Raw genomic sequence first — 22,490 nt, 5'->3', positions numbered from 1 at the left:
CCGCAACGGGCGCCGAAGCCGCCGGACGATCCCACCCGGAACCCCCGCACGACCCCACCCGGCACCCTCAGCCGCGCCGCTTCTTCTTCGACGGGTTCCCGGTCCGCCGCGAGGTCTTCTTCTCGTACCGCTTCAGGGCCGCCTCGTACTCGGCCCGCTGCAACCCCTCCCCCGGCGCCTCCATGAACGTCCGGAAGAAATAGGCGAGCAGCGAACCCACGAACCCGATGGCCAGCAACCCGCGCAGCGAGGCCTGGCGGTCCGGGTCGGGACGCGCGCCGAACGCGGCCCAGGTGGTCCGGAAGGCCAGCGCGCTGCAGATCGCGAACATCACGATGACGAGCAGCGTGACGAAGCTGCCGGTGTCCGCGATCTGGAGGCCCTCGTAGGCGAAGCGCAGGACCAGGCACGAGACGGTCGCGGCGACGAGGGAGCCGATGCAGGCGGCGGCCCGGCGAAGGCCGTACCCCTCGTCGTGGTTCACCCAAGTCGTGCCGAAGAAGCGGATCGGTTCGGGGCGCGGACCCCCGTCGGGGGAACCCGCGGTGCTGTCCTGGCTGCCGGTTTCGTCGCTCACGTGACGATTATGTCTCCGGGCCGGCAGGACGGGACCACGGGCTCCCCGCGGGATCAGCCGCAGCGCGAGGCCACGTAGCCGTCGCTGCCGGTGAGGACATAGGCGTCCGAGACGAACTCGCCGTTGGCGATGTTGTCCCAGATGTTCGAGGTGCCGTAGGGCCCGGCCACCGAGGTGCCCGGGGTCTGGCAGTAGATCGGCACCTGCGCGCCCTCGGGCAGGACGCGGGAGACGCTGTACTGCGTGCCCGGGCCCCGGCGGACGTTGAGCCGGTAGCCCGGGGCCACCGAGTAGTAGTGCACGGACGCGGTCGCGGCGGCGGCCGCCACGGCGGTCTCGCTCTCGGCGCCCTCGACCTCTTCCACACGGTCAACAGACATGGATACTCCCCCCGTTGATCCCCATGACTGCCATGGGGTCCCGTTGATTCCCCTAAATCACGCCATGAAACACATGTACGTCACTCGCACGCGGACACTAGCAAGCCGCCTCTGTCCCGAACGAGTCATCGACTAGGCTCCGTGCGTCGCGCGCGCGGACGATCAGCACGGGGGTGGTTCCATGGCGCCACAGGGCAACACCGGAGCGGGCGCGGAAGCGGAACTTCCCGAGTACGCCGGTCACTACCGCCTGGAGTCATGTCTGGGGTCGGGTGGGATGGGCGTGGTGCACATCGCGCGCAGCACCTCGGGGATGAAGCTCGCGGTGAAGGTCGTACACGCGGAATTCGCCAGAGATCCCGAGTTCAGGGGGCGTTTCCGGCAGGAGGTGGCCGCGGCTCGGAGGGTGAGCGGGGCGTTCACGGCGTCCGTCGTGGACGCCGATCCGGATGCCGGGCGGCCGTGGATGGCGACCCTGTTCATCCCCGGTCCGACGCTCTCCGACGAGGTGAAGCGGAACGGGCCGATGGCCGCCGCGCAGTTGCGCCGGCTGATGGCCGGGCTGGCGGAGGCGCTGCGGGACATCCACCGGGTGGGCGTGGTCCACCGGGACCTCAAGCCGAGCAACGTACTGCTCGCCGAGGACGGTCCGAAGGTCATCGACTTCGGCATTTCTCGGCCAAAGGACAGCGAACTGCGCACCGAGACCGGGAAGTTGATCGGCACTCCGCCGTTCATGGCGCCCGAGCAGTTCCGGCGGCCGCGGGAGGTCGGGCCCGCCGCCGACATCTTCGCGCTCGGGTCGGTCATGGTGCACGCGGCGACCGGGCGGGGGCCGTTCGACTCCGACAGCCCGTACGTCGTCGCCTACCAGGTCGTGCACGACGAGCCGGACCTGACCGGCGTACCGGAGAATCTCGCGCCGCTCATCGTGCGCTGTCTCGCCAAGGAGCCCGAGGACCGGCCCACGCCCGACGAGTTGATGCGGGAACTGCGGTCGGTGGCGGCCTCGTACGACACACAGGCGTTCATACCGTCGCAGCGCGCGGGCGACGAGCCGACGCCCGCGCCGGGGCCCGCCGAACCGGAGACCGCGGAGCCGGTACGGCGGCCCGTGCGCCGGCTGCGCCGCAGCCTGCTGATCGGCGCCGGGGCTCTCCTCCTCGTGGCGGGCGGGGTGTTCGCCTCGGTGCAGGCGCTCGGCGGCGACGACCCCGCGCCCACCGACACCAGCACCCCGCAGGCCAGGGCGACCGGGTTCCGCGCCTGGGCGGCGAAGCCGGTGTCCGGCGGCAAGGGCACACCGCAGTGCTCGTACGGGGCGGAGAAGCTGCTGTGCGTCCGGGCGGGGCTGGTGTTCGCCCTCGACCCGTCGGACGGCCGCCTGCTGTGGCGGCACACCGCCGACACGACCCGGTGGAGCGTCCCGCCGGTCCTGTCCGGCGGTCTGGTGCAGCCGCTCGCCGACAACGGCAGCCACCTGGAGGCGCTCGACCCCGCCACGGGCCGTACCAGCTGGCAGCGGGACGTGCCGGCGTACAGCGGCATCCGGCAGGTCGGCGGCACGCTCCTGCTGACCGGCACGAACGGCACGGTGACCGCCGTCGACAGCGCGTCCGGCGCCACCGAGTGGAGCCGGAGCATCCCCGGCCACAGCGCACCGTCCTTCGCCACCTTCCCCGGCGATCCGCTGGCGTATCTGACGACCACGTCGGCCAGCCAGTCGAGCACCAGGGTCACCGCGGTGGACCCGGCCACCGGCGAGGTGCGCTGGGACAAGAGCCTCAAGGGCGCGCTGACACCGGTGGGTTCGTCGGGCGGATCCCTGTTCTTCCTCTCGGTCGACCAGGTCTACGGCTATACGAAGGCCGTCGTCCGGTACACCCCGGAGTCGGGCGCGACGCGCTCGGTCGCGCTGCCCGTGCCCCGGCAGGACACCCAGGCCGCGGTGTACGGGCAGGTCGTCTACGTGCTCGCCGCCGGTGGTGCGCTGGAGGCCCTCGACGTCGACGCGGGCAGGCAGTTGTGGCATCTGGAGACGTCCGTGAGCCGGGCCTCGGCACCGGTCGGGGACGGCAGCCGGGTCTTCCTCGCCGCCGCCGACGGACGGCTGCTCGCCGTGGACGCCCGCAAGGGGACCCTGATCGGTCAGACACCGGTACGGCTCGCCGCCGACGCGAACCAGGTGGCGGCCGCGCTGCCGCAGCCCGCCCTCGCCGACCAGCGCGTGTACGCGACCGCTCCCGACGGCACGGTGTTCGCGGTGGACGCGCGCGAGCCGTCGGACTGGTAGCGCGCGGAACGGCGATGGGGGCCGCTCCTTGAGGAGCGGCCCCCATCGGACCGAAGGCATCAAGCCGCAAGAGCCCAGATCTCGGGCCCCGGGTCCTCAGCCCAGCTTCGAAACGTCCCGCACCGCGCCCTTGTCCGCGCTGGTGGCCATCGCCGCGTAGGCCCGCAGCGCCGCCGAGACCTTGCGCTCGCGGTTCTTCGGGGCGTAGACCCCGCCCAGCGCGGCCTCGCGGCGGGCGAGCTCGGCGTCGTCGACCAGGAGCTCGATCGTGCGCCCCGGGATGTCGATGCGGATGCGGTCGCCGTCCTCGACGAGGGCGATGGTGCCGCCGGCCGCCGCCTCCGGGGAGGCGTGGCCGATGGAGAGGCCGGAGGTGCCGCCGGAGAAGCGGCCGTCGGTGACCAGGGCGCAGGCCTTGCCGAGGCCGCGGCCCTTCAGGTACGAGGTCGGGTAGAGCATCTCCTGCATGCCGGGGCCGCCCTTGGGGCCCTCGTAGCGGATGACGACGACGTCGCCCTCCTTGACCTGCTGGGTGAGGATCTTCTGGACGGCCTCTTCCTGGGACTCGCAGACCACGGCCGGGCCCTCGAAGCGCCAGATCGACTCGTCCACGCCGGCCGTCTTCACGACACAGCCGTCGACCGCGAGGTTGCCCTTGAGGACCGCCAGGCCGCCGTCCTTGGAGTAGGCGTGCTCGGCGCTGCGGATGCAGCCCTCGGCGGCGTCGTCGTCCAGGGTGTCCCAGCGCTCGGACTGGGAGAAGGCCTCGGCGGAGCGGACGCAGCCCGGGGCCGCGTGCCACAGCTCGACCGCCTTCGGAGACGGGGAGCCGCCACGGACGTCCCAGGTCTTCAGCCAGTCGGCGAGCGAGGGGCTGTGGACCGAGTGGACGTCCTCGTTGAGCAGGCCCGCGCGGTGCAGTTCGCCGAGGAGGGCGGGGATGCCGCCGGCGCGGTGCACGTCCTCCATGTAGTACGTGCGGTTCTTAGCCACGTTCGGGGCGACCTTCGCGAGGCAGGGCACGCGGCGCGAGACCGCGTTGATCTCGTCGAGGCCGAAGGGGACCTCCGCCTCCTGGGCCGCGGCCAGCAGGTGCAGGATCGTGTTGGTGGAGCCGCCCATGGCGATGTCGAGCGCCATCGCGTTCTCGAACGCCGCGAAGGTGGCGACGTTGCGCGGCAGGACCGTCTCGTCGTCCTGCTCGTAGTAGCGCCGGGTGATGTCCATCACGGTGTTCGCCGCGTCGACGTACAGCTGTTTACGGGCCGTGTGCGTGGCGAGGACCGAGCCGTTGCCGGGGAGGGAGAGGCCGATGGCCTCGGTCAGGCAGTTCATCGAGTTGGCGGTGAACATGCCGGAACAGCTGCCGCAGGTCGGGCAGGCGTTCTCCTCGATGCGGAGGATGTCCTCGTCGGAGATCTTGTCGTTCACCGCGTCGGAGATCGCGTCGACCAGGTCGAGGGTGCGGACCGTGCCGTCCACGAGGGTCGCGCGGCCGGACTCCATCGGGCCGCCGGAGACGAAGACCGTGGGGATGTTCAGCCGCAGCGCGGCGTTCAGCATGCCCGGGGTGATCTTGTCGCAGTTGGAGATGCAGATCAGGGCGTCGGCGCAGTGGGCCTCGACCATGTACTCGACCGAGTCCGCGATCAGGTCGCGGGAGGGCAGGGAGTACAGCATGCCGCCGTGGCCCATCGCGATGCCGTCGTCGACCGCGATGGTGTTGAACTCGCGCGGGATGCCGCCGGCCTCGACGATCGCCTCGGAGACGATCCGGCCGACCGGGGCGAGGTGCGTGTGCCCCGGCACGAACTCGGTGAAGCTGTTGGCGACCGCGATGATCGGCTTGCGGCCGATGTCCGCACCGGGTACACCGGAGGCGCGCATAAGGGCGCGTGCGCCCGCCATGTTGCGGCCGTGGGTGACTGTGCGGGACCTCAGCTCGGGCATCGTCGCTCGCTCCTTCAGACAGTTCTGGCTGCTGTCGAGCGTACGCCGGTCGTTGCGGGTACCCGACACGGTGTCCGGAATCCAAGACACCGGTCTCAGGAATCAGGGGTTGGTGAGATGCCCCTGCACCACCGGCGCCACCCGCGCGATGATCTGCTCCGGGTCCGCCGACGCCAGCGGCTCCACCTTGATCACGTACCGCAGCATCGCCGTCCCCACGAGCTGCGCGGCCGCCAGCTCGGCGCGCAGCTCCGCGTCCGGGAGGTCGACCTGGGCGGCGACGCGGCGCAGCAGCTGGGAGGCGACCAGGCGGCGGAAGACGGCGGCCGCGGCCTCGTTGTTGACGGCGGAGCGGACGATCGCCAGCAGGGGCGCACGGGTGGTGGGGTTCTCCCAGACGCCGAAGATGAAGCGGGTCAGACGCTCGCCGACGCCGTCCAGCGGTCCGTCGGCGAGCGCTTCCGGAGCGTTCAGAGCGGGCGCGAAGGCGACCTCGACGGCCGCCCCGAAGACCTGCTCCTTGGTGCCGAAGTAGTGGTGGACCAGGGCCGGGTCGACCCCGGCCGCCTTGGCGATACCGCGTACGGACGTCTTGTCGTAACCGCGCTCGGAGAACTCCGCGCGGGCCGCGGCGAGGATCGCGTCGCGGGTGCCGGTCGTGTCCGATTCCGTACGACGAGGACGGCCGCGCCGCCTGGTCGTGCTGTCGCTCATCGCCGGGGCACCTGCACCGGCGACGCCAGATGGAGTCGGGTGAAGGCCAGGGCCTCGGCGAGGTCGGCCTCACGTTCGGCGCCGGACATCGCGCGGCGGGTGTTGACCTCGATGACGACATGGCCGTCGAAGCCGGTCAGCGCCAGGCGTTCGAGCAGCTCGGCGCAGGGCTGGCCGCCACGGCCCGGCACGAGGTGCTCGTCCTTCGCGGAGCCCTTGCCGTCGGCGAGGTGGACGTGGCCGAGCCGGTCCCCCATCCGTTCGACCAGGTCCATCGCGTCGGTCCTGGACGTCGCCGCGTGGCTGAGGTCGATCGTGAAGTGCCGGTAGTCGTCCTGGGTGACGTCCCAGTCGGGGGCGTAGGCGAGCATCTCGCGGTCGCGGTAGCGCCACGGGTACATGTTCTCGACGGCGAACCGCACGTCCGTCTCGTCGGCCATGCGCCAGATGCCGCTGACGAAGTCGCGGGCGTACTGGCGCTGCCAGCGGAACGGCGGGTGCACCACGACCGTGCTCGCGCCGAGCTTCTCGGCGGCCGCCTGGGCGCGCTGGAGCTTGACCCAGGGGTCGGTCGACCACACCCGCTGCGTGATGAGCAGGCAGGGGGCGTGCACGGCGAGGATGGGGATCCGGTGGTAGTCGGAGAGGCGGCGCAGGGCCTCGATGTCCTGGCTGACCGGGTCGGTCCACACCATGACCTCGACGCCGTCGTATCCGAGGCGTGCGGCGATCTCGAAGGCCGTCGCCGTCGACTCCGGGTAGACGGAAGCCGTCGAGAGGGCGACCTTCGCGTCCGGGATCCGTACGACTGGTTCTGCCACGTCGGTCAGCCTACGGCGTCCGCCGGGGTGGGACGGGACGCCTATTCGCCGTTGTGGGGTTTGCCACGAGGGCGGGTGGGGTGCGTCGTGGTTGCTCGCGCCCCGCGGCGGAGCCGCAGACCGATACAGCCCCGCGCCCCTAAAGACTCTCGGCTGAACCCATGTGGTCAAGTCGGCGCAGGATTACGCCTTCCCTGAGCGCCCAGGGGCAGATATCCACCGTTTCCACCCCGAACAAGTCCATCGCGCCCTCGGCCACCAGTGCTCCCGCCAGCAGCTGGTTCGCCCTGCCCTCCGAGACGCCCGGCAGTTCCGAGCGCTGCTGGGTCGTCATGCCGGCCAGTCTCGGGACCCAGGCCTCCAGGGACTCGCGCTTGAGTTCGCGCTGGACGTAGAGGCCCTCGGTGGAGCGGGCGGCGCCTGCGAGGCGGGCCAGCTGCTTGAAGGTCTTCGAGGTGGCGACCACGTGGTCGGGGGCGCCGAAGCGGCTGAACTCGCCGACCGTACGGGCGATCTGGGCGCGGACGTGGCGGCGCAGGGAGCGGATGGCGTTCGGGTCCGGGGGGTCGCCGGGGAGCCAGCCCGCGGTGAGGCGGCCCGCGCCGAGGGGGAGGGAGACGGCCGCGTCCGGTTCCTCGTCGATGCCGTAGGCGATCTCCAGGGAGCCGCCGCCGATGTCGAGGACCAGGAGCTTGCCCGCCGACCAGCCGAACCAGCGGCGGGCGGCGAGGAAGGTGAGGCGGGCCTCCTCGGCTCCGGTGAGGACCTGGAGCTCTACGCCGGTCTCGGCCTGCACGCGCGCGAGGACGTCGTCGGCGTTGCTGGCCTCGCGGACGGCGGAGGTGGCGAACGGGAGCAGGTCCACGACGCCCTTGTCCTCTGCGGCCTGAAGCGCCTCCTTGACGACCGAGACCAGTTTCTCGACCCCCTCGGAGCCGATCGCTCCGGCCTCGTCGAGGAGTTGGGCAAGGCGCAGTTCCGCCTTGTGCGAGTGCGCGGGAAGGGGGCGCGCGCCGGGGTGCGCATCCACCACCAGGAGGTGCACCGTGTTCGATCCCACGTCGAGGACACCGAGTCTCATATAGGGAACGCTACTGCCAGCTGCGCGTTCGTCTGTCTCCGGAGGGGCTTCCGGCGACTTACCCTGGACTCGTGCCAAAGACGAAAAAGGTGAAGGACGACAAAGCGGCCAAATCTGCCGCCGGTTCTTCGCAGGTGAAGCCACCGAAGCAGTCGCGGAAGGCCATGAAGGCCCTGAAGGCCGACGAGAAGGGGCTCGACTTCGCGCGCGCGTGGGTGGAGTTCCCGGATCCGGCGGACGACGAGCAGGTCTTCCGCTGCGATCTGACATGGCTGACCTCTCGGTGGAACTGCATCTTCGGCAGCGGCTGCCAGGGCATCCAGGCCGGCCGCGCGGACGACGGGTGCTGCACGCTGGGTGCCCACTTCTCCGACGAGGACGACGAGAAGCGGGTCGCCGGGCACGTGGCGCGGCTCACTCCGGACATCTGGCAGAACCACGACGAGGGCACGGCGAACGGCTGGACCTCGGAGGACGAGGACGGCGACCGGCAGACCCGGCCCTTCCAGGGCTCGTGCATCTTCCAGAACCGGCCCGGGTTCGCGGGCGGCGCGGGCTGCTCGCTGCACATCCTGGCCGTGAAGGAGGGCCGCGAACCGCTGGAGACCAAGCCGGACGTCTGCTGGCAGCTCCCGGTCAGGCGGACGTACGACTGGATCGACCGCCCCGACGACACCCGCGTGCTCCAGGTGTCCATCGGCGAGTACGACCGGCGCGGCTGGGGTCCCGGCGGCCACGACCTGCACTGGTGGTGCACCTCGGCGACCTCGGCGCACGGCGCCGGCGACCCGGTCTATGTGTCCTACCGGCCCGAGCTGATCGAGCTGATGGGCAAGGCGGGCTACGACCGCCTCGTCGAGCTGTGCGAGGAGCGGCTGGCGTCCCAGCTGCCGCTGCTGGCACCGCATCCGGCGGATCCCGGGGGTCCGGCGAGCTGACGGGGACGCAGGGCCTGTCGCATCCCTTGGCCACCGCACCCCTTGGCTACTGCATCCCTTGGCCACCGCATCCCTTCGCCTCTGCATCTCCACGACAGCCACCGCATCTCCGCGACGCTCTACGACGAAGACGGGCTCGGGTCGTCGCTGGCCGTCGGTGAGGGCGTCTGGCTGGGCGGGTCGGAGGGCGCGGGGTCCGTCTCGCTCGGGCCGGGCGTCGGGGACGAAGACGGCGGGTCGGTGGGCGTGGGGGCCGGGGTCGTGGGGCTCGGGTCCGGGTCGGTCGGGGGTGGGGTCGGCCTGGGGGTGCCCTGGGTTGGCGGGGTCGGCGCGGTGCCGTAGCCGCTGATGGTGACGACGGCGCCGGCCGGTGAGATCGCCACGCGCGCGCTCCAGGGGCCGGAGGGCTCGCGCAGATGGTCGACGTACACCTTGATCGTGAACGTCTCGCCGGGCTTCAGGGTTCCCGAGGAGTGGCTGAGGTAGAGCCAGGAGGCTCCCGTCCTGGCCGACCAGCGGACCGGCGCGTCACCGGTCGCCTCAAGGGTGATCAGCGTGGTGTCGCCGTTGTTGTCGGCGCCGACCACCAGGTGCCCGGCGCCCTTCCCACCGGTGCCCGCGACGCTGACGACCTCCACGGAGACGTCGGGTCGGCCGTCCTTGGTGAAGCGGGGGCCGGGGGTGACGCTCGCGTTGCCCGCGTTCTGGTAGCCGCCGCTCGCCGCCTCGCCGTCCATGCTGTCCGGGCCGTGCGCCTCGCTGGCGCTGGCCGAGTGGTCGCCCGCGCCCTCGACGGCCGGGCCGCCCCGGTAGGCGGCCCACAGCGCGAGCACGGGCGCGGCGACCACGGTGGCGACGACGGTCGTGGTGACGGCACGCGCGCGCAGGCGGTCGCGGCGGGCGGCGCGGTCCTTGGGGTCCATCGGGAAGCCGCGCCGGTCGAAGCGCGGCACACCGGCGCCACGCGCGCGTGGGTGGTGCGCGAGCGCCATGTGCAGGGCCGCGCGCGGGGCTTCGAGGACGGGCAGTTCGGCGGGCGTGGTCATGGCGCCGGGCCAGCGGCCGGGGACCGCCCGCTCGGCGCTGCGCCGGCAGCGGGGGCAGTCGTCGACATGGCGTACGAGTTCGCGGCGCAGGGCGGAGCTGAGCACGAACTGGTTGTCGCCGGTGAGCCGGGCCACACTCGGGCAGTCGCCGGTCTCGACGACGGCGAGGGCCGCGCGGGTGCGCTCGACCTCGCAGGCGGCGGAGGCGAGCAGTTCACGGGCGCCGGCGAGGTCCATGCCGAGGACGGCGGCGACCTCGTGGGCGGCGAGGTGGTGGCGCACGGCGAGTTCGAGCGCCTCGCGCTGCTCGGGGGTGGTCCCGGCCGCCTCTGGCCAGGCCAGCAGGGCGAGTTCGCGGCGCCGGGCCTCCAGGACGTCCTCGGCGACCGGGGGTTCGGTGGCCTTCCGGTCGGTTCCGTGCCGGCTCGACGCGTGCGTGGCCTGACGTTTCTGCTTGGCCTCGGCCAGCTTGCGCAGACAGGCCCAGCGGGCCAGCGCGTACAGCCAGGGCCTGCGGTCACCGGCCGCGTCCGGGCCGCCGCGCCGCTCGGCGAGCGCGAGGACGTCACCGAGGGCCGCGGTCGCCGTGTCGTGGTCGCACAGGACGGACAGGCAGTAGGTGAACAGGCCGTCCAGGAACGGTTCGTAGCGCGCGGGCGGCCGCTGCGCCAGCGTGCGCGCGGCACCGCGGTCGCGCTCCTCCCGTTGCGCCCGGTGCGCGCCGGTGGTGCGGGTCGAGGTCTCCGGACTGCTGCTCATCATCCGTGGACCGTAGGCGCCGGAAGATGGCCCCTTCCTGCACCTTGAGCACTTTTACTCCGTACGGGTGAAACGATCCCTCAATAGGGGACAGGAACCCTCGATTCCGTGGCTCGTTCCAGGCGTGACATGGCCGGTTCCCGTACCGAGGCGCGGGTCGGCGGTCGGGCGCCGGAGGTGTTGTCAGTGACGGCGGTTACGGTTCGTGCATGGCCACCCGTACGAAGACCGCCAAGGAGCGCCCGTCCTACCGCTGCACCGAGTGCGGCTGGCAGACGGCCAAGTGGCTCGGCCGTTGCCCCGAGTGCCAGGCCTGGGGGACGATCGAGGAGTACGGCGCGCCCGCGGTCCGTACGACGGCACCCGGCCGTGTCACCACCTCCGCGGTGCCCATCGGCCAGGTCGACGGCCGCCAGGCCACCGCCCGCTCCACCGGCGTGCCCGAGCTGGACCGGGTGCTCGGCGGCGGTCTCGTGCCCGGCGCGGTGGTGCTCCTCGCGGGTGAGCCCGGCGTCGGCAAGTCCACGCTGCTGCTGGACGTGGCGGCCAAGTCGGCGAGCGACGAGCACCGCACGCTCTATGTCACCGGCGAGGAGTCCGCGAGCCAGGTCCGGCTGCGCGCCGACCGCATCGGCGCGATCGACGACGACCTGTATCTCGCCGCCGAGACCGACCTGTCGGCGGTCCTCGGCCACCTGGACGCGGTGAAGCCGTCCCTGCTGATCCTCGACTCGGTGCAGACCGTGGCCTCCCCGGAGATCGACGGCGCCCCCGGCGGCATGGCCCAGGTGCGCGAGGTGGCCGGGGCGCTGATCCGGGCCTCCAAGGAGCGCGGGATGTCGACCCTCCTGGTGGGCCATGTCACCAAGGACGGGGCCATCGCGGGACCCCGTCTCCTCGAACACCTCGTGGACGTGGTCCTGAGCTTCGAGGGCGACCGGCACGCGCGCCTGAGGCTCGTACGCGGCGTCAAGAACCGCTACGGCGCCACCGACGAGGTCGGCTGCTTCGAGCTGCACGACGAGGGCATCACGGGCCTCGCCGACCCGAGCGGACTTTTCCTGACACGTCGTGACGAACCGGTCCCCGGGACCTGTCTCACCGTCACCCTGGAGGGCCGCCGCCCCCTGGTCGCCGAAGTGCAGGCGCTCACCGTCGACTCGCAGATCCCCTCACCCCGGCGCACCACCTCGGGCCTGGAGACGTCCCGGGTCTCGATGATGCTCGCCGTCCTGGAGCAGCGCGGCCGGATCAGCGCGCTCGGCAAGCGGGACATCTACTCCGCGACGGTCGGGGGCGTAAAGCTTTCGGAACCCGCGGCCGACCTCGCGATCGCCCTCGCGCTGGCGTCGGCGGCCAGCGACACCCCGCTGCCCAAGAACCTCGTCGCGATCGGCGAAGTGGGCCTCGCGGGCGAGGTCAGAAGGGTCACGGGCGTCCAGCGCAGGCTCTCCGAGGCACACCGTCTGGGCTTCACCCACGCGCTCGTTCCGGGCGATCCCGGCAAGGTCCCGCCCGGTATGAAGGTCCTGGAAGTGGCGGACATAGGGGACGCCCTGAGGGTCCTTCCGCGCTCCCGTCGGCGAGAGGCCCCACGGGACGAGGAGGACCGCCGGTAGACTTTGCCCTGGTCTCGCCCGTCCGTACGAACCGAATGTGCGACACGGGAGCGCCTCAGACCCCCCGACCGGAGGAGAGCAGTGGCAGCCAACGACCGGGCAGCAGCTCCCGGAAAGTCCGGTGGGAGTGCCGGTTCCGATGGCCTGATGCGCGCCTCCCTGAGCGCCGTGGCCCCCGGCACCGCCCTGCGCGACGGCCTTGAGCGGGTGCTGCGCGGCAACACCGGCGGACTCATCGTGCTCGGCTTCGACAAGACCGTCGAGACGATGTGCACGGGCGGTTTCGTCCTGGACGTCGAGTTCGCCGCCACGCGTCTGCGTGAGCTGTGCAAGCTGGACGGCGGCATCGTGCTCTCGTCCGACCTGTCGAAGATCCTGCGCGCGGGCGTGCAGTTCGTGCCCGACGCCACCATCCCGACGGAGGAGACCGGCACCCGGCACCGCACCGCGGACCGGGTGAGCAAGCAGGTCGGCTACCCGGTGGTCTCCGTCTCCCAGTCGATGCGCCTGATCGCCCTGTACGTCGACGGCCAGCGCCGCGTCCTGGAGGACTCGGCGGCGATCCTGTCCCGCGCCAACCAGGCCCTCGCGACCCTGGAGCGCTACAAGCTCCGCCTCGACGAGGTCGCCGGCACGCTCTCCGCGCTGGAGATCGAGGACCTCGTGACGGTCCGGGACGTCTCGGCCGTGGCCCAGCGCCTGGAGATGGTCCGCCGGATCGCCACCGAGATCGCCGAGTACGTCGTCGAACTCGGCACCGACGGCCGCCTCCTGGCCCTCCAGCTCGACGAGTTGATCGCGGGCGTGGAGCCGGAGCGCGAACTGGTCGTCCGGGACTACGTCCCCGAGCCCACCGCGAAGCGCTCCCGCACGGTCGACGAGGCGCTGTACGAACTGAACGTCCTGAGCCACGCGGAACTCCTCGAACTCACCACCGTGGCCCGCGCCCTGGGCTACACCGGCTCCCCCGAGTCCCTCGACTCCGCGGTCTCCCCCCGGGGCTTCCGCCTGCTGGCCAAGGTCCCCCGTCTCCCCGGCGCGATCATCGACCGCCTGGTGGAGCACTTCGGCGGCCTCCAGAAGCTGCTCGCCGCCAGCGTGGACGACCTCCAGACGGTGGACGGCGTGGGCGAGGCGCGGGCGAGGAGCGTCAGGGAGGGCCTGTCCAGGCTGGCGGAGAGCTCGATCCTGGAACGGTACGTGTAGGGCTTTCGGCCTTCAGGGGCACGCCGCGGCCGGCAACCGACCGACCGCGGCCCCCCTTGGTCCGTCGTTCGGTCTGTCGTTCGGTCAGTCGTTCTCCAACACGAACGAAGCCTGAGCCGTGGCATACCCGGGCGCCTTGACCTCCACCAGGTAGGTCCCCGAACCCGCCGCCCCCGCAGCGGGCGTCGCACACTGCGGAGCGCTCGGCTTGCGGTCCCACTTCACGGTGTACGTGATGCTGCTGTCGGCGGGCGCCCGGTACACGAGGTTCCCCGCGGTCTTCGGGCAGTCCGCGGAAGACCAGTACGTGTCGTCCGAGTCGGCCTGAGTGATCGTCAACACCGCGTTCTTCGGCCCGAGATCGACCTTGCAGTCACTGCCGGAGGAGTTCGTCGCGGTCAGCAGCAACGTCGGCGTCTGACCGGGGTCGTAGGCGTTGTGCAGACTCCGCACGCTCAACTTCACGGCGCCCGCGGTGCAGTTGGGCAGTGCGGAACCGGCGGGAAGCGTGTCGTTCCGCCCGACCCCGGTGCCCGTACCGCCGCCGGTACCGCCCGCACCGCCGCCCCCGGCCCCCGCACCCGCGGAGCCGCCGGTGCCGGTCTCGCCGCCGGCCTCCGAACCGTCCCCCGCGTCGGACCCGGACCCCGCCCCCGTACCGCCGGAGGTGTCCCCGCCGGTCGTCGACTCGTCGCGCCCGCCCGGCGCTTGACTGATCGCGGGACCCGAACCGGACGGTCCGGGAGTGATCGTGGAGGGCGAGGGATTCTTGTCGTTGTTCCCGTCGGCGCCGTTCTTTCCGCCTCCGCCGCCGGAGCTGACGATCCACGCGATCAGCAGCGCCAGCACGGCGAGGACGGACACCATGATGGCCCTCCGTCGCCAGTAGATGGAGGAGGGAAGCGGCCCGACCGGATTGCGCAGTGATCCCACGGCGCAAACTGTACGAGAGATCGGCGAGTTCGCTGCCCCCACCCGCCGCCCGGCGTCACAACTTTTCAGGATCATCATTCCGGAAACGGCTGTACCGGCGCCGACTTCGGCCTCACGCGCCGCACGGCGGGTGTTCCCGGTGCCGCCCCGCGGGGTGCTGGTTCCCCCGCCCCGCCCCTCGGTCATGGCAGGATCGGAAGGCCATGACTGCTCCCACGAAGCCCTCGCACAGCGGCCCCGCCGACAACACCGCCGACGCCCTCTCCGGCGCACCCCTCGGAGAGGACCTGCACTCCCCCGTCATCGACTGGTTCGACGAGCACGCCCGGGATCTGCCGTGGCGGCGGCCGGAGGCCGGGCCGTGGGGGGTGATGGTGAGTGAGTTCATGCTCCAGCAGACGCCGGTGAGCCGTGTCCTGCCGGTCTACGAGCAGTGGCTCGCGAAGTGGCCGCGCCCCGCCGACCTGGCGAAGGAGGCGCCCGGCGAGGCGGTGCGCGCCTGGGGCCGGCTCGGCTATCCCCGCCGGGCCCTGCGGCTGCACGGCGCCGCGGTCGCCATAACGGAGCGGCACGGCGGCGACGTACCGACGGACCACGCGCAGTTGCTCGCCCTGCCCGGCATCGGCGAGTACACGGCGGCGGCCGTCGCCTCCTTCGCGTACGGGCAGCGGCACGCGGTGCTGGACACCAACGTCCGCCGGGTGTTCGCGCGCGCGGTCACCGGGGTCCAGTACCCGCCGAACGCCACCACCGCCGCCGAGCGCAAGCTCGCCCGGGCGCTGCTGCCCGACGACGAGACGACCGCCGCTCGCTGGGCCGCCGCCTCGATGGAGCTGGGCGCGCTGGTGTGCACGGCCAAGAACGAGACCTGTGTGCGCTGCCCGATCGCCGCGCAGTGCGCCTGGCGGCTCGCGGGCAAGCCCGAGCACGACGGGCCGCCGCGGCGGGGACAGACGTACGCCGGGACCGACCGTCAGGTGCGCGGCAAGCTGCTCGCGGTCCTGCGGGACGCCCACGCGCCGGTACCGCAGGCCGCGCTCGACCGGGTGTGGCACGAGTCGGTGCAGCGGGCGCGGGCGCTGGACGGGCTGGTCTCGGACGGTCTGGTGGAGCCACTGCCGGGTGGTCTGTATCGGCTTCCGTTGACATAGACCACCCGGTCGTTGTCACAAACGGCCCTGTCGTTGACACAGAACGCCCCGAGGACAACCGGCGAATCACCCCGAACCGGCGCAATCAACCGCGCCGGTTTACCCCTTTTCGGCTTCCGTTACACAACCGACGGACAGCCGATTGCCAGCCGCGCGCTGCTCCGCACAGCCCCGTGACAACACCTCCGTAGCTTCATCTGCATGCCCGGCGGATCCGGGCCGCAGACCACGAGGGACAAACGGGGAAGCAGGAGGGGTCGACATGGCGCAGGGCGAGGTGCTCGAGTTCGAGGAGTACGTCCGCACCCGGCAGGACGCGTTGCTGCGCAGCGCACGCCGGCTGGTCCCGGACCCGGTCGACGCGCAGGACCTGCTCCAGACGGCGCTGGTACGGACGTACGGCCGCTGGGAGACCATCGAGGACAAGCGGCTCGCGGACGCCTATCTGCGCCGGGTGATGATCAACACCCGCACGGAGTGGTGGCGGGCCCGCAAGCTGGAGGAGGTGCCGACCGAGCAGCTCCCGGACGCCTCGGTCGACGACGCCACCGAGCAGCACGCGGACCGCGCCCTGCTGATGGACGTCATGAAGGTGCTCGCCCCCAAGCAGCGCAGCGTCGTGGTGCTGCGACACTGGGAGCAGATGTCCACGGAGGAGACGGCCGCCGCCCTCGGCATGTCGGCCGGAACGGTCAAGAGCACGCTGCACCGGGCGCTCGCCCGGCTCCGCGAGGAGCTGGAGGCCCGCGACCTGGACGCACGCGCGCTGGAGCGTGAGGAGCGGGAGCGTTGCGCGGCGGCCTGACCGAACCCGGGCCCACCCGACCGGCCCCCACCCCGGTCCGGGGGATCTTCCAGGCGGCGAGCACGGCTGCGGTCGTGCTCGCCGCCCTCGCCCTGTTCGTCTCCGCCTGCGCCACCGGCGGCACCGGCACCCGTGACGAGGGCCCGGCGCACGCGGTCGCGGGGGTCGGCGCCACGCCCTCGGCCGCGCCGTCCGTCATGGCCTCGCCGCGCATGGACCGCACGGCCGCGGTCGACCTCCTCAAGTCGGACCCGAAGGTCTCCGAGGCGGTCAAGCGCGATCTGAAGCCCTGTGTGGCCGACCAGTACCCGGTCGACCTCTTCTACGGCGACCTGACCGGCGGCTCGGCCGAGGACGTCGTCGTCAACGTCGTGACCTGTGCGGATCTCGTGGGTGTCGGATCGTACGTGTATCGCGAGGAGGGCGGTTCGTACCAGAATGTCTTCCAGACCGAGGAGCCCCCGGTCTACGCCGAGATCGACCGCGGCGACCTGGTGGTGACGAAGCAGGTGTACGAGAAGGGCGACCCGGTGTCGGCCCCGTCCGGCGAGAACGTGGTGACGTACCGCTGGACCGCGGGCCGGTTCGCCGCGGTGTACCGGACCCACAGCGACTACAGCGAGGTCGGCGGCACGGAATCGACACCGGCGCCCGACAGCTGAACCCGTGGCGTACGGCGTGAACCGATCGGGCCGCCCGGAACGATCCCCCAGTGACCGCAACGACACCGAAGAGTGAGAGCCCGGATGGCAGACCAGACCCATGTGCTGTTCGTCGAGGACGACGACGTCATCCGCGAGGCCACCCAACTCGCCCTGGAGCGGGACGGCTTCGCGGTCACGGCCATGCCCGACGGACTGTCGGGCCTGGAGGCGTTCCGGTCCGACCGCCCCGACATCGCCCTGCTGGATGTCATGGTGCCGGGCCTGGACGGGGTCAGTCTGTGCCGCCGTATCCGCGACGAGTCCACGGTGCCGGTGATCATGCTGTCGGCGCGCGCCGACTCGATCGACGTGGTGCTCGGACTGGAGGCCGGGGCCGACGACTACGTGACCAAGCCGTTCGACGGTGCCGTCCTGGTCGCCCGGATCCGGGCCGTGCTGCGCCGCTTCGGCCACGCGGGCGGCGCCGACCGGGGCGAGGAGGGTGCCGGCGCGGTCACCGGGGGCGTGCTGACCTTCGGGGAGCTGGAGATCGACACCGAGGGCATGGAGGTGCGCAAGGCCGGTCTGCCGGTGGCGCTCACCCCGACCGAGATGCGGCTGCTCCTGGAGTTCTCGTCCGCGCCGGGCACGGTGCTGTCCCGCGACAAGCTCCTGGAGCGGGTGTGGGACTACGGCTGGGGTGGTGACACCCGGGTCGTGGACGTCCATGTGCAGCGGCTGCGGACGAAGATCGGCCAGGACCGGATCGAGACGGTCCGCGGTTTCGGCTACAAGTTGAAGGCCTGAGCAGGGGGACCTGGAGCATGCGGGGGATCCTTCGGGGCCCGATGACGGAGCGCCTGGCCGTGCGCACAGGGCTGAGGTGGAAGCTCAGTGCCGCCATCGCGCTGGTCGGCGCGCTGGTGGCGATCGCGCTCAGCCTGGTCGTGCACAACGCCGCCCGGGTCTCGATGCTGGACAACGCGCGCGACCTCGCGGACGAGCGGGTGCAGATAGCCCAGCGCAACTACGAGCTGACCGGCCGGCCCAACTTCCCCAACGTCGTGATCGACGACCGGCGGCTGCCGCCCGCGCTGCGCGAGAAGGTCGAGGAGGGCCGCCGGGCCACCTTCGTCTCCGACCGCACCGACGGGGAGCCTGACATCTGGGCCGCGGTGCCGGTCAAGGGCGGCCATGTGCTGTCCCTGCACACCGGGTTCACCGACCGCAGCACCGACATCATCAACGACCTCGACCAGGCCCTGGTGATCGGCTCGATCGCGGTGGTCCTCGGCGGCAGCGCGCTCGGCGTGCTCATCGGGGGCCAGCTGTCGCGGCGGCTGCGCAAGGCGGCGGCCGCCGCGAACCAGATGGCCAAGGGCGAGACGGACGTACGGGTGCGGGACGCGATCGGCGGGGTCGTACGGGACGAGACCGACGACCTCGCGAGCGCCGTGGACGCCATGGCGGACGCGCTCCAGCAGCGCCTTGAGGCGGAGCGCCGGGTCACGGCGGACATCGCGCACGAGCTGCGGACACCGGTGACGGGACTGCTGACGGCCGCGGAGCTGCTGCCGCCGGGGCGGCCCACCGAGCTGGTCCTGGACCGGGCGAAGGCGATGCGCACGCTGGTCGAGGACGTCCTGGAGGTCGCCCGGCTCGACGGCGCCTCCGAGCGGGCGGAGCTCCAGGACATCCTGCTCGGGGAGTTCGTGGCCCGGCGGGTGGCGGCGAAGGACCCGGAGATCGAGGTCCGGGTGGTGCACGAGTCGGAGGTCACCACCGACCCGCGCCGCCTGGAGCGCGTGCTGTTCAACCTCCTCGCCAACGCCGCCCGGCACGGCAAGCCGCCCATCCAGGTCACCGTCGAGGGCCGGGTGATCCGGGTCCGCGACCACGGCCCCGGCTTCCCCTCCGACCTCCTCGCGGAAGGCCCGAGCCGCTTCCGCACGGGCAGCGCGGACCGGGCGGGCCACGGACACGGACTGGGCCTGACCATCGCGGCGGGCCAGGCCCGGGTCCTGGGGGCCCGGCTGACCTTCCGCAACGTACGCCCGGCCGGGGCCGCGGAGGGCGTTCCCGCGGAGGGGGCGGTGGCGGTGCTGTGGCTGCCGGAGCACGCGCCTACCGCTACGGGGAGCTATCCGCTGTTGCCGTGAGACGGGAGGGATGGGAGCGACGGGAGCCCCGTGCTCTCACGTGGCCGCACGGACAGGGAACCCGGAGCGAGCCCGGCGACCAGGCGGAACGTGGCTCTGAGCAGGGTGAAGGCCCCCGGGGCGGACACCATCCGGGGGCCTTCGGTTCAGGGTCGGGTCAGACCTCGACCAGCGGAGCCGGTGCCGCGTCCTCGGCGGACTTCTGCGGGCCCGCGCCCTTCAGCGGCACCTCCTTGACGAACACCGCCGCGACCAGCGCGAGCACGGCGACGACCGCGCCGAGCAGGAACGCCGAGTGCGTGCCGGCCGAGACCGCGTACTGGTAGGCCTCGCGCGCCGCCGCCGGCAGCTTCGCCAGGCTGGCCGCGTCCAGCTGCGCGGACTGCTCGGTCACCTTGGAGCCCAGCGCCCCGGCCCGCTCGGACATGACGTCCTGGACCCGGTTGTTGAACAGGGCGCCCATGATGGCGACGCCGAAGGAGGAGCCGAGCGTACGGAACAGGGTGGTGGACGAGGACGCGACGCCCATGTCCTTCATCTCCACGCTGTTCTGCGCGACCAGCATGGTGATCTGCATCAGACAGCCCATGCCGAGACCGACGACGGCCATGAAGACACCGGAGGTGAACCGCGTGGTCCCGGTGTCCATGGTCGACAGCAGGTAGAGGCCGACGACCATCAGGGCGCTGCCGACGACCGGGAAGACGTAGTAGCGCCCGGTGTTGGTGGTGACCCGGCCCGCGACCATCGAGGTCACCAGCATCGCGCCGAGCATCGGCAGGAGCAGCAGGCCGGAGTTGGTCGCGGACGCGCCCTGCACGGACTGCTGGTAGAGCGGCAGGAAGAGGGTCGCGCCGAACATCACGAAGCCGGTGATGAAGCCGATGAGGGACATCAGGGTGAAGTTGCGGCTGCGGAAGATGTGCAGCGGCACGATCGGCTCGGCGGCCTTGGTCTGCCAGAAGACAAAGCCGATGAGCGAGGCCACGCCGATGCCGATCAGCTCCATGATCCGCGCGGACGTCCAGGCGTACTGCGAGCCGCCCCAGGTGGTGACGAGCACGATGGAGGTGATGCCGACGGTCAGCAGTACGACACCGAGGTAGTCGATGCCGGCCTTGGCCCGCTTCTTCGGCAGGTGCAGGACGACGCTGATCAGGCCGAGCGCGACGACGCCGAGCGGCAGGTTGATGTAGAAGGACCAGCGCCAGCCCCAGTTGTCGGTGATGGTGCCGCCGACCAGCGGGCCGCCGATCATCGCGAGCGCCATGACGCCGGCCATCATGCCCTGGTACTTGCCGCGCTCCCGGGGCGGGATCAGGTCGCCGATGATCGCCATGACGCCGACCATCAGACCGCCGGCGCCGAGGCCCTGCACGGCCCGGAACCCGATGAGCTGGCCCATGTCCTGGGCCATGCCGCTGAGCGCGGACCCGATCAGGAAGATCACGATCGAGGTCATGAAGGTGGCCTTGCGGCCGTACATGTCGCCGAGCTTGCCCCAGATCGGCGTCGAGGCCGCGGTGGCCAGCGTGTACGCCGTCACCACCCACGACAGGTGTTCGAGGCCGCCGAGCTCGCCGACGATCGTCGGCATCGCGGTGCCCACGATCATGTTGTCGAGCATCGCGAGCATCATGGTGATCATCAGCGCGAGCAGGACGACCCGCACGCTCCGCTGCGGTTTCTCCGGCTCCGTCTCGACCGTCTGTGTGTCCGCCATCGCTTCCACTCCCCTGAATGTGCTGCGGTGCTTCCCCCGCCGGGGCACTTACTTGCCGCCCGGCTAGTTGTCTACACTGGGGAAGGTAGACGCGTAACTAGCCGGGCGTCAAGTAAGTTTTATGGAAAGCCGAGGAGCACCAGGATGGGCGGCACCATGGACGGCACGAAGCAGCAGCGCCGCGGCAACACGCGCCAGCGCATCCAGGACGTGGCCCTCGGACTCTTCGCCGAGCAGGGTTACGAGAAGACGTCACTGCGGGAGATCGCCGAGCGCCTGGACGTCACCAAGGCGGCGCTCTACTACCACTTCAAGACCAAGGAAGAGATCCTGGTCAGCATCTTCGACGATCTGACGCAGCCGATCCTCGACCTGATCGAATGGGGCCGGCAGCAGCCGCACACGCTGGCGACCAAGCAGGAGATCGTACGGCGTTACAGCGAGATCCTCGCCGGGGCGGCCCCGCTGTTCCGCTTCATGCAGGAGAACCAGGCGACGGTCCGCGAGCTGCGGGTCGGGGAGACCTTCAAGGAGCGCATGCAGGGGCTGCGCGAGATCATCATCGACCCGGAGGCGGACCTGACCGACCAGGTCCGCTGCGTCAGCGCGATCTTCACGCTGCACGCCGGGATGTTCTTCATCCAGGACCTCAAGGCCGACCCGGAGGCCAAGCGCAAGGCGGTCCTGGAGGTGGCGACGGACCTGGTCACCCAGGCCCACCGGGGCGGCGCGAACGCGTAGGGCCTGGGGTTGGGATCGGTACGGCGTCGCAGGATCCGGCACGCGCCCCCCACAGCCTTAGGGGCGTGGGGGAACCCCCAGCCACGCGGTCGCCACTCGCCAACTCCCCCACACTCAAACGACCTCGCGCGGGAGGGGCCCATCGCGTCGCCCCCCGCGGCAGCGGCTGATCGACATGGCTCCTCCGCCTCGCAGCCACACGCACCAGACCCCGCTCGGGCCCGGCAGGCCGCACCGCTCCTCACAGCCGGCCTGATCCAAACGACAGGCCCTGGCAGGTCAGGGAGTCAGAAGGGATCAGACGCTGACGCCCTTGGCCCGCAGGAACTTGACCGGGTCGACGGCCGAGCCGTAGTTCGCGGTCGTACGGATCTCGAAGTGCAGGTGCGGGCCGCTGGAGTTGCCGGTGCTGCCGGACAGGGCGATCCGCTGGCCGGTCTTGACGACCTGGCCGACCTTGACGTTGATCCGGGACAGGTGGGCGTACTGCGAGTACGTCCCGTTGCCGTGCTTGATGACTATGGCGTTGCCGTAGGCGGCCCCGTCACCGGCACCGTTGGAACCGGCCTTCACGACGGTCCCGCCGTGCGCGGCGACGACCTTCGTACCGCTCGGCACGGCAAAGTCCTGCCCGCTGTGGGTGGACTGCCACATGCCGCCCGACTGCGCGTAGCTCGCGCTGAGCGTGTACGTCTTCACCGGGTCGACCCAGGAAGCGGACGACGCGGCCGAGGCGACTCCGGCCCCCAGCACGACCGAGGCACCGACGGAAGCGGCCACGACGGCGACCCGGGTGCGGAGCAGGGACGTACGGGAAGAGCGGTGGGAGACGCGCTGGAACATCAGAACCTCATGAAGCCGGGGACAGGAAACCACCCGGCACACCGAGGCGTCCGGATGGGGCATCCCTTGGTACCCCCGAGACCCGAAGACCCCAAAACGCCTCATCT

20 protein-coding genes are annotated in these 22,490 nt (G+C 71.5%); 10 read left to right on the top strand and 10 right to left on the bottom strand.

Translation table 11 applies throughout. The features are described 5' to 3' along the window. Positions 1-67 precede the first annotated feature (67 nt). Both G3I78_RS17120 and G3I78_RS17115 read right to left on the bottom strand, forming a co-directional pair. Positions 68-577 (bottom strand): EamA/RhaT family transporter, encoded by a 510-nt coding sequence (locus G3I78_RS17120; protein WP_164425231.1) that lies wholly within the window; start codon positions 575-577, stop codon positions 68-70. 53 nt (positions 578-630) lie between these two features. Beyond that, on the bottom strand, positions 631-957 hold the full coding sequence (locus G3I78_RS17115; RefSeq protein WP_164425229.1) for an SH3 domain-containing protein: 327 nt from the start codon (positions 955-957) through the stop codon (positions 631-633). A 181-nt stretch (positions 958-1,138) separates the two neighbouring features. On the opposite strand from G3I78_RS17115, the gene G3I78_RS17110 reads away from it, so the two are divergent. Continuing rightward, a complete protein-coding gene (locus G3I78_RS17110; protein WP_164425227.1) occupies positions 1,139-3,250 on the top strand; it encodes a PQQ-binding-like beta-propeller repeat protein in 2,112 nt (703 codons plus the stop codon). A 96-nt stretch (positions 3,251-3,346) separates the two neighbouring features. On the opposite strand, the gene ilvD is transcribed toward G3I78_RS17110, so the two are convergent. From ilvD to G3I78_RS17090, 4 genes are all read right to left on the bottom strand, one after another. After that, positions 3,347-5,200, bottom strand: a complete 1,854-nt coding sequence (gene ilvD / locus G3I78_RS17105) for a dihydroxy-acid dehydratase (RefSeq protein WP_164425225.1) — start codon at positions 5,198-5,200, stop codon at positions 3,347-3,349. A 102-nt stretch (positions 5,201-5,302) separates the two neighbouring features. Continuing rightward, positions 5,303-5,914 carry a TetR family transcriptional regulator gene (locus tag G3I78_RS17100; RefSeq protein ID WP_164425223.1) on the bottom strand — a complete coding sequence of 204 codons (612 nt, stop codon included), beginning with the start codon at positions 5,912-5,914 and terminating at the stop codon, positions 5,303-5,305. Then, entirely contained in the window at positions 5,911-6,735 is an 825-nt protein-coding gene (locus tag G3I78_RS17095) for a sugar phosphate isomerase/epimerase (RefSeq protein ID WP_164425221.1), read from the bottom strand. The genes G3I78_RS17100 and G3I78_RS17095 overlap by 4 nt, the downstream gene beginning before the upstream one ends. A 139-nt stretch (positions 6,736-6,874) precedes the next feature. After that, entirely contained in the window at positions 6,875-7,816 is a 942-nt protein-coding gene (locus tag G3I78_RS17090; protein ID WP_164425219.1) for a Ppx/GppA phosphatase family protein, read from the bottom strand. A 71-nt stretch (positions 7,817-7,887) separates the two neighbouring features. Here G3I78_RS17090 and G3I78_RS17085 point away from each other — a divergent pair, with 71 nt between their 5' ends. Further along, entirely contained in the window at positions 7,888-8,754 is an 867-nt protein-coding gene (locus tag G3I78_RS17085) for a hypothetical protein (protein WP_164425217.1), read from the top strand. Between the two features lie 119 nt (positions 8,755-8,873). Here the strand turns inward: G3I78_RS17085 and G3I78_RS17080 are convergent, their stop codons facing one another. Further along, positions 8,874-10,562 (bottom strand): sigma-70 family RNA polymerase sigma factor, encoded by a 1,689-nt coding sequence (locus G3I78_RS17080; protein ID WP_164425215.1) that lies wholly within the window; start codon positions 10,560-10,562, stop codon positions 8,874-8,876. Between the two features lie 206 nt (positions 10,563-10,768). Between G3I78_RS17080 and radA the strand changes: the two genes are divergently transcribed. Then, a complete protein-coding gene (gene radA / locus G3I78_RS17075; protein ID WP_164425213.1) occupies positions 10,769-12,178 on the top strand; it encodes a DNA repair protein RadA in 1,410 nt (469 codons plus the stop codon). Positions 12,179-12,259: 81 nt separating this feature from the next. Then, the gene (disA, locus tag G3I78_RS17070; RefSeq protein ID WP_164425210.1) at positions 12,260-13,384 is read left to right on the top strand and encodes a DNA integrity scanning diadenylate cyclase DisA; all 1,125 of its coding nucleotides are present in this window, start codon (positions 12,260-12,262) and stop codon (positions 13,382-13,384) included. Between the two features lie 84 nt (positions 13,385-13,468). Here the strand turns inward: disA and G3I78_RS17065 are convergent, their stop codons facing one another. After that, the gene (locus G3I78_RS17065; RefSeq protein ID WP_164425208.1) at positions 13,469-14,317 is read right to left on the bottom strand and encodes a hypothetical protein; all 849 of its coding nucleotides are present in this window, start codon (positions 14,315-14,317) and stop codon (positions 13,469-13,471) included. Positions 14,318-14,520: 203 nt separating this feature from the next. Between G3I78_RS17065 and G3I78_RS17060 the strand changes: the two genes are divergently transcribed. The 5 genes from G3I78_RS17060 to cseC all read left to right on the top strand — a co-directional run bounded on the left by G3I78_RS17060 (position 14,521) and on the right by cseC (position 19,076). After that, a complete protein-coding gene (locus G3I78_RS17060) occupies positions 14,521-15,468 on the top strand; it encodes an A/G-specific adenine glycosylase (protein WP_164425205.1) in 948 nt (315 codons plus the stop codon). A 262-nt stretch (positions 15,469-15,730) separates the two neighbouring features. Further along, on the top strand, positions 15,731-16,273 hold the full coding sequence (locus G3I78_RS17055) for a SigE family RNA polymerase sigma factor (protein ID WP_164425203.1): 543 nt from the start codon (positions 15,731-15,733) through the stop codon (positions 16,271-16,273). Beyond that, positions 16,258-16,935 (top strand): hypothetical protein, encoded by a 678-nt coding sequence (locus G3I78_RS17050; RefSeq protein WP_164425201.1) that lies wholly within the window; start codon positions 16,258-16,260, stop codon positions 16,933-16,935. Before G3I78_RS17055 ends, G3I78_RS17050 begins: the two co-directional genes overlap by 16 nt. A gap of 84 nt (positions 16,936-17,019) precedes the next feature. Beyond that, complete coding sequence (gene cseB, locus G3I78_RS17045) at positions 17,020-17,724, top strand: two-component system response regulator CseB (RefSeq protein WP_164425199.1); 705 nt, start codon at positions 17,020-17,022, stop codon at positions 17,722-17,724. A gap of 17 nt (positions 17,725-17,741) precedes the next feature. Beyond that, a complete protein-coding gene (cseC, locus tag G3I78_RS17040) occupies positions 17,742-19,076 on the top strand; it encodes a two-component system sensor histidine kinase CseC (protein WP_164425197.1) in 1,335 nt (444 codons plus the stop codon). Positions 19,077-19,233: 157 nt separating this feature from the next. On the opposite strand, the gene G3I78_RS17035 is transcribed toward cseC, so the two are convergent. Then, a complete protein-coding gene (locus G3I78_RS17035; RefSeq protein ID WP_164425195.1) occupies positions 19,234-20,799 on the bottom strand; it encodes an MDR family MFS transporter in 1,566 nt (521 codons plus the stop codon). A gap of 144 nt (positions 20,800-20,943) precedes the next feature. Between G3I78_RS17035 and G3I78_RS17030 the strand changes: the two genes are divergently transcribed. Beyond that, a complete protein-coding gene (locus G3I78_RS17030) occupies positions 20,944-21,540 on the top strand; it encodes a TetR/AcrR family transcriptional regulator (protein WP_164425193.1) in 597 nt (198 codons plus the stop codon). 297 nt (positions 21,541-21,837) lie between these two features. Here the strand turns inward: G3I78_RS17030 and G3I78_RS17025 are convergent, their stop codons facing one another. Next, positions 21,838-22,383: a M23 family metallopeptidase gene (locus G3I78_RS17025; RefSeq protein WP_164425191.1), complete on the bottom strand. Its 546-nt coding sequence runs from the start codon at positions 22,381-22,383 to the stop codon at positions 21,838-21,840. Between the last annotated feature and the right edge of the window lie 107 nt (positions 22,384-22,490).

The sequence above is a fragment of the Streptomyces sp. SID13726 genome (genome assembly GCF_010548375.1).
GTDB lineage: Bacteria > Actinomycetota > Actinomycetes > Streptomycetales > Streptomycetaceae > Streptomyces.
This window is presented reverse-complemented; position numbering and strand designations above follow the sequence as displayed.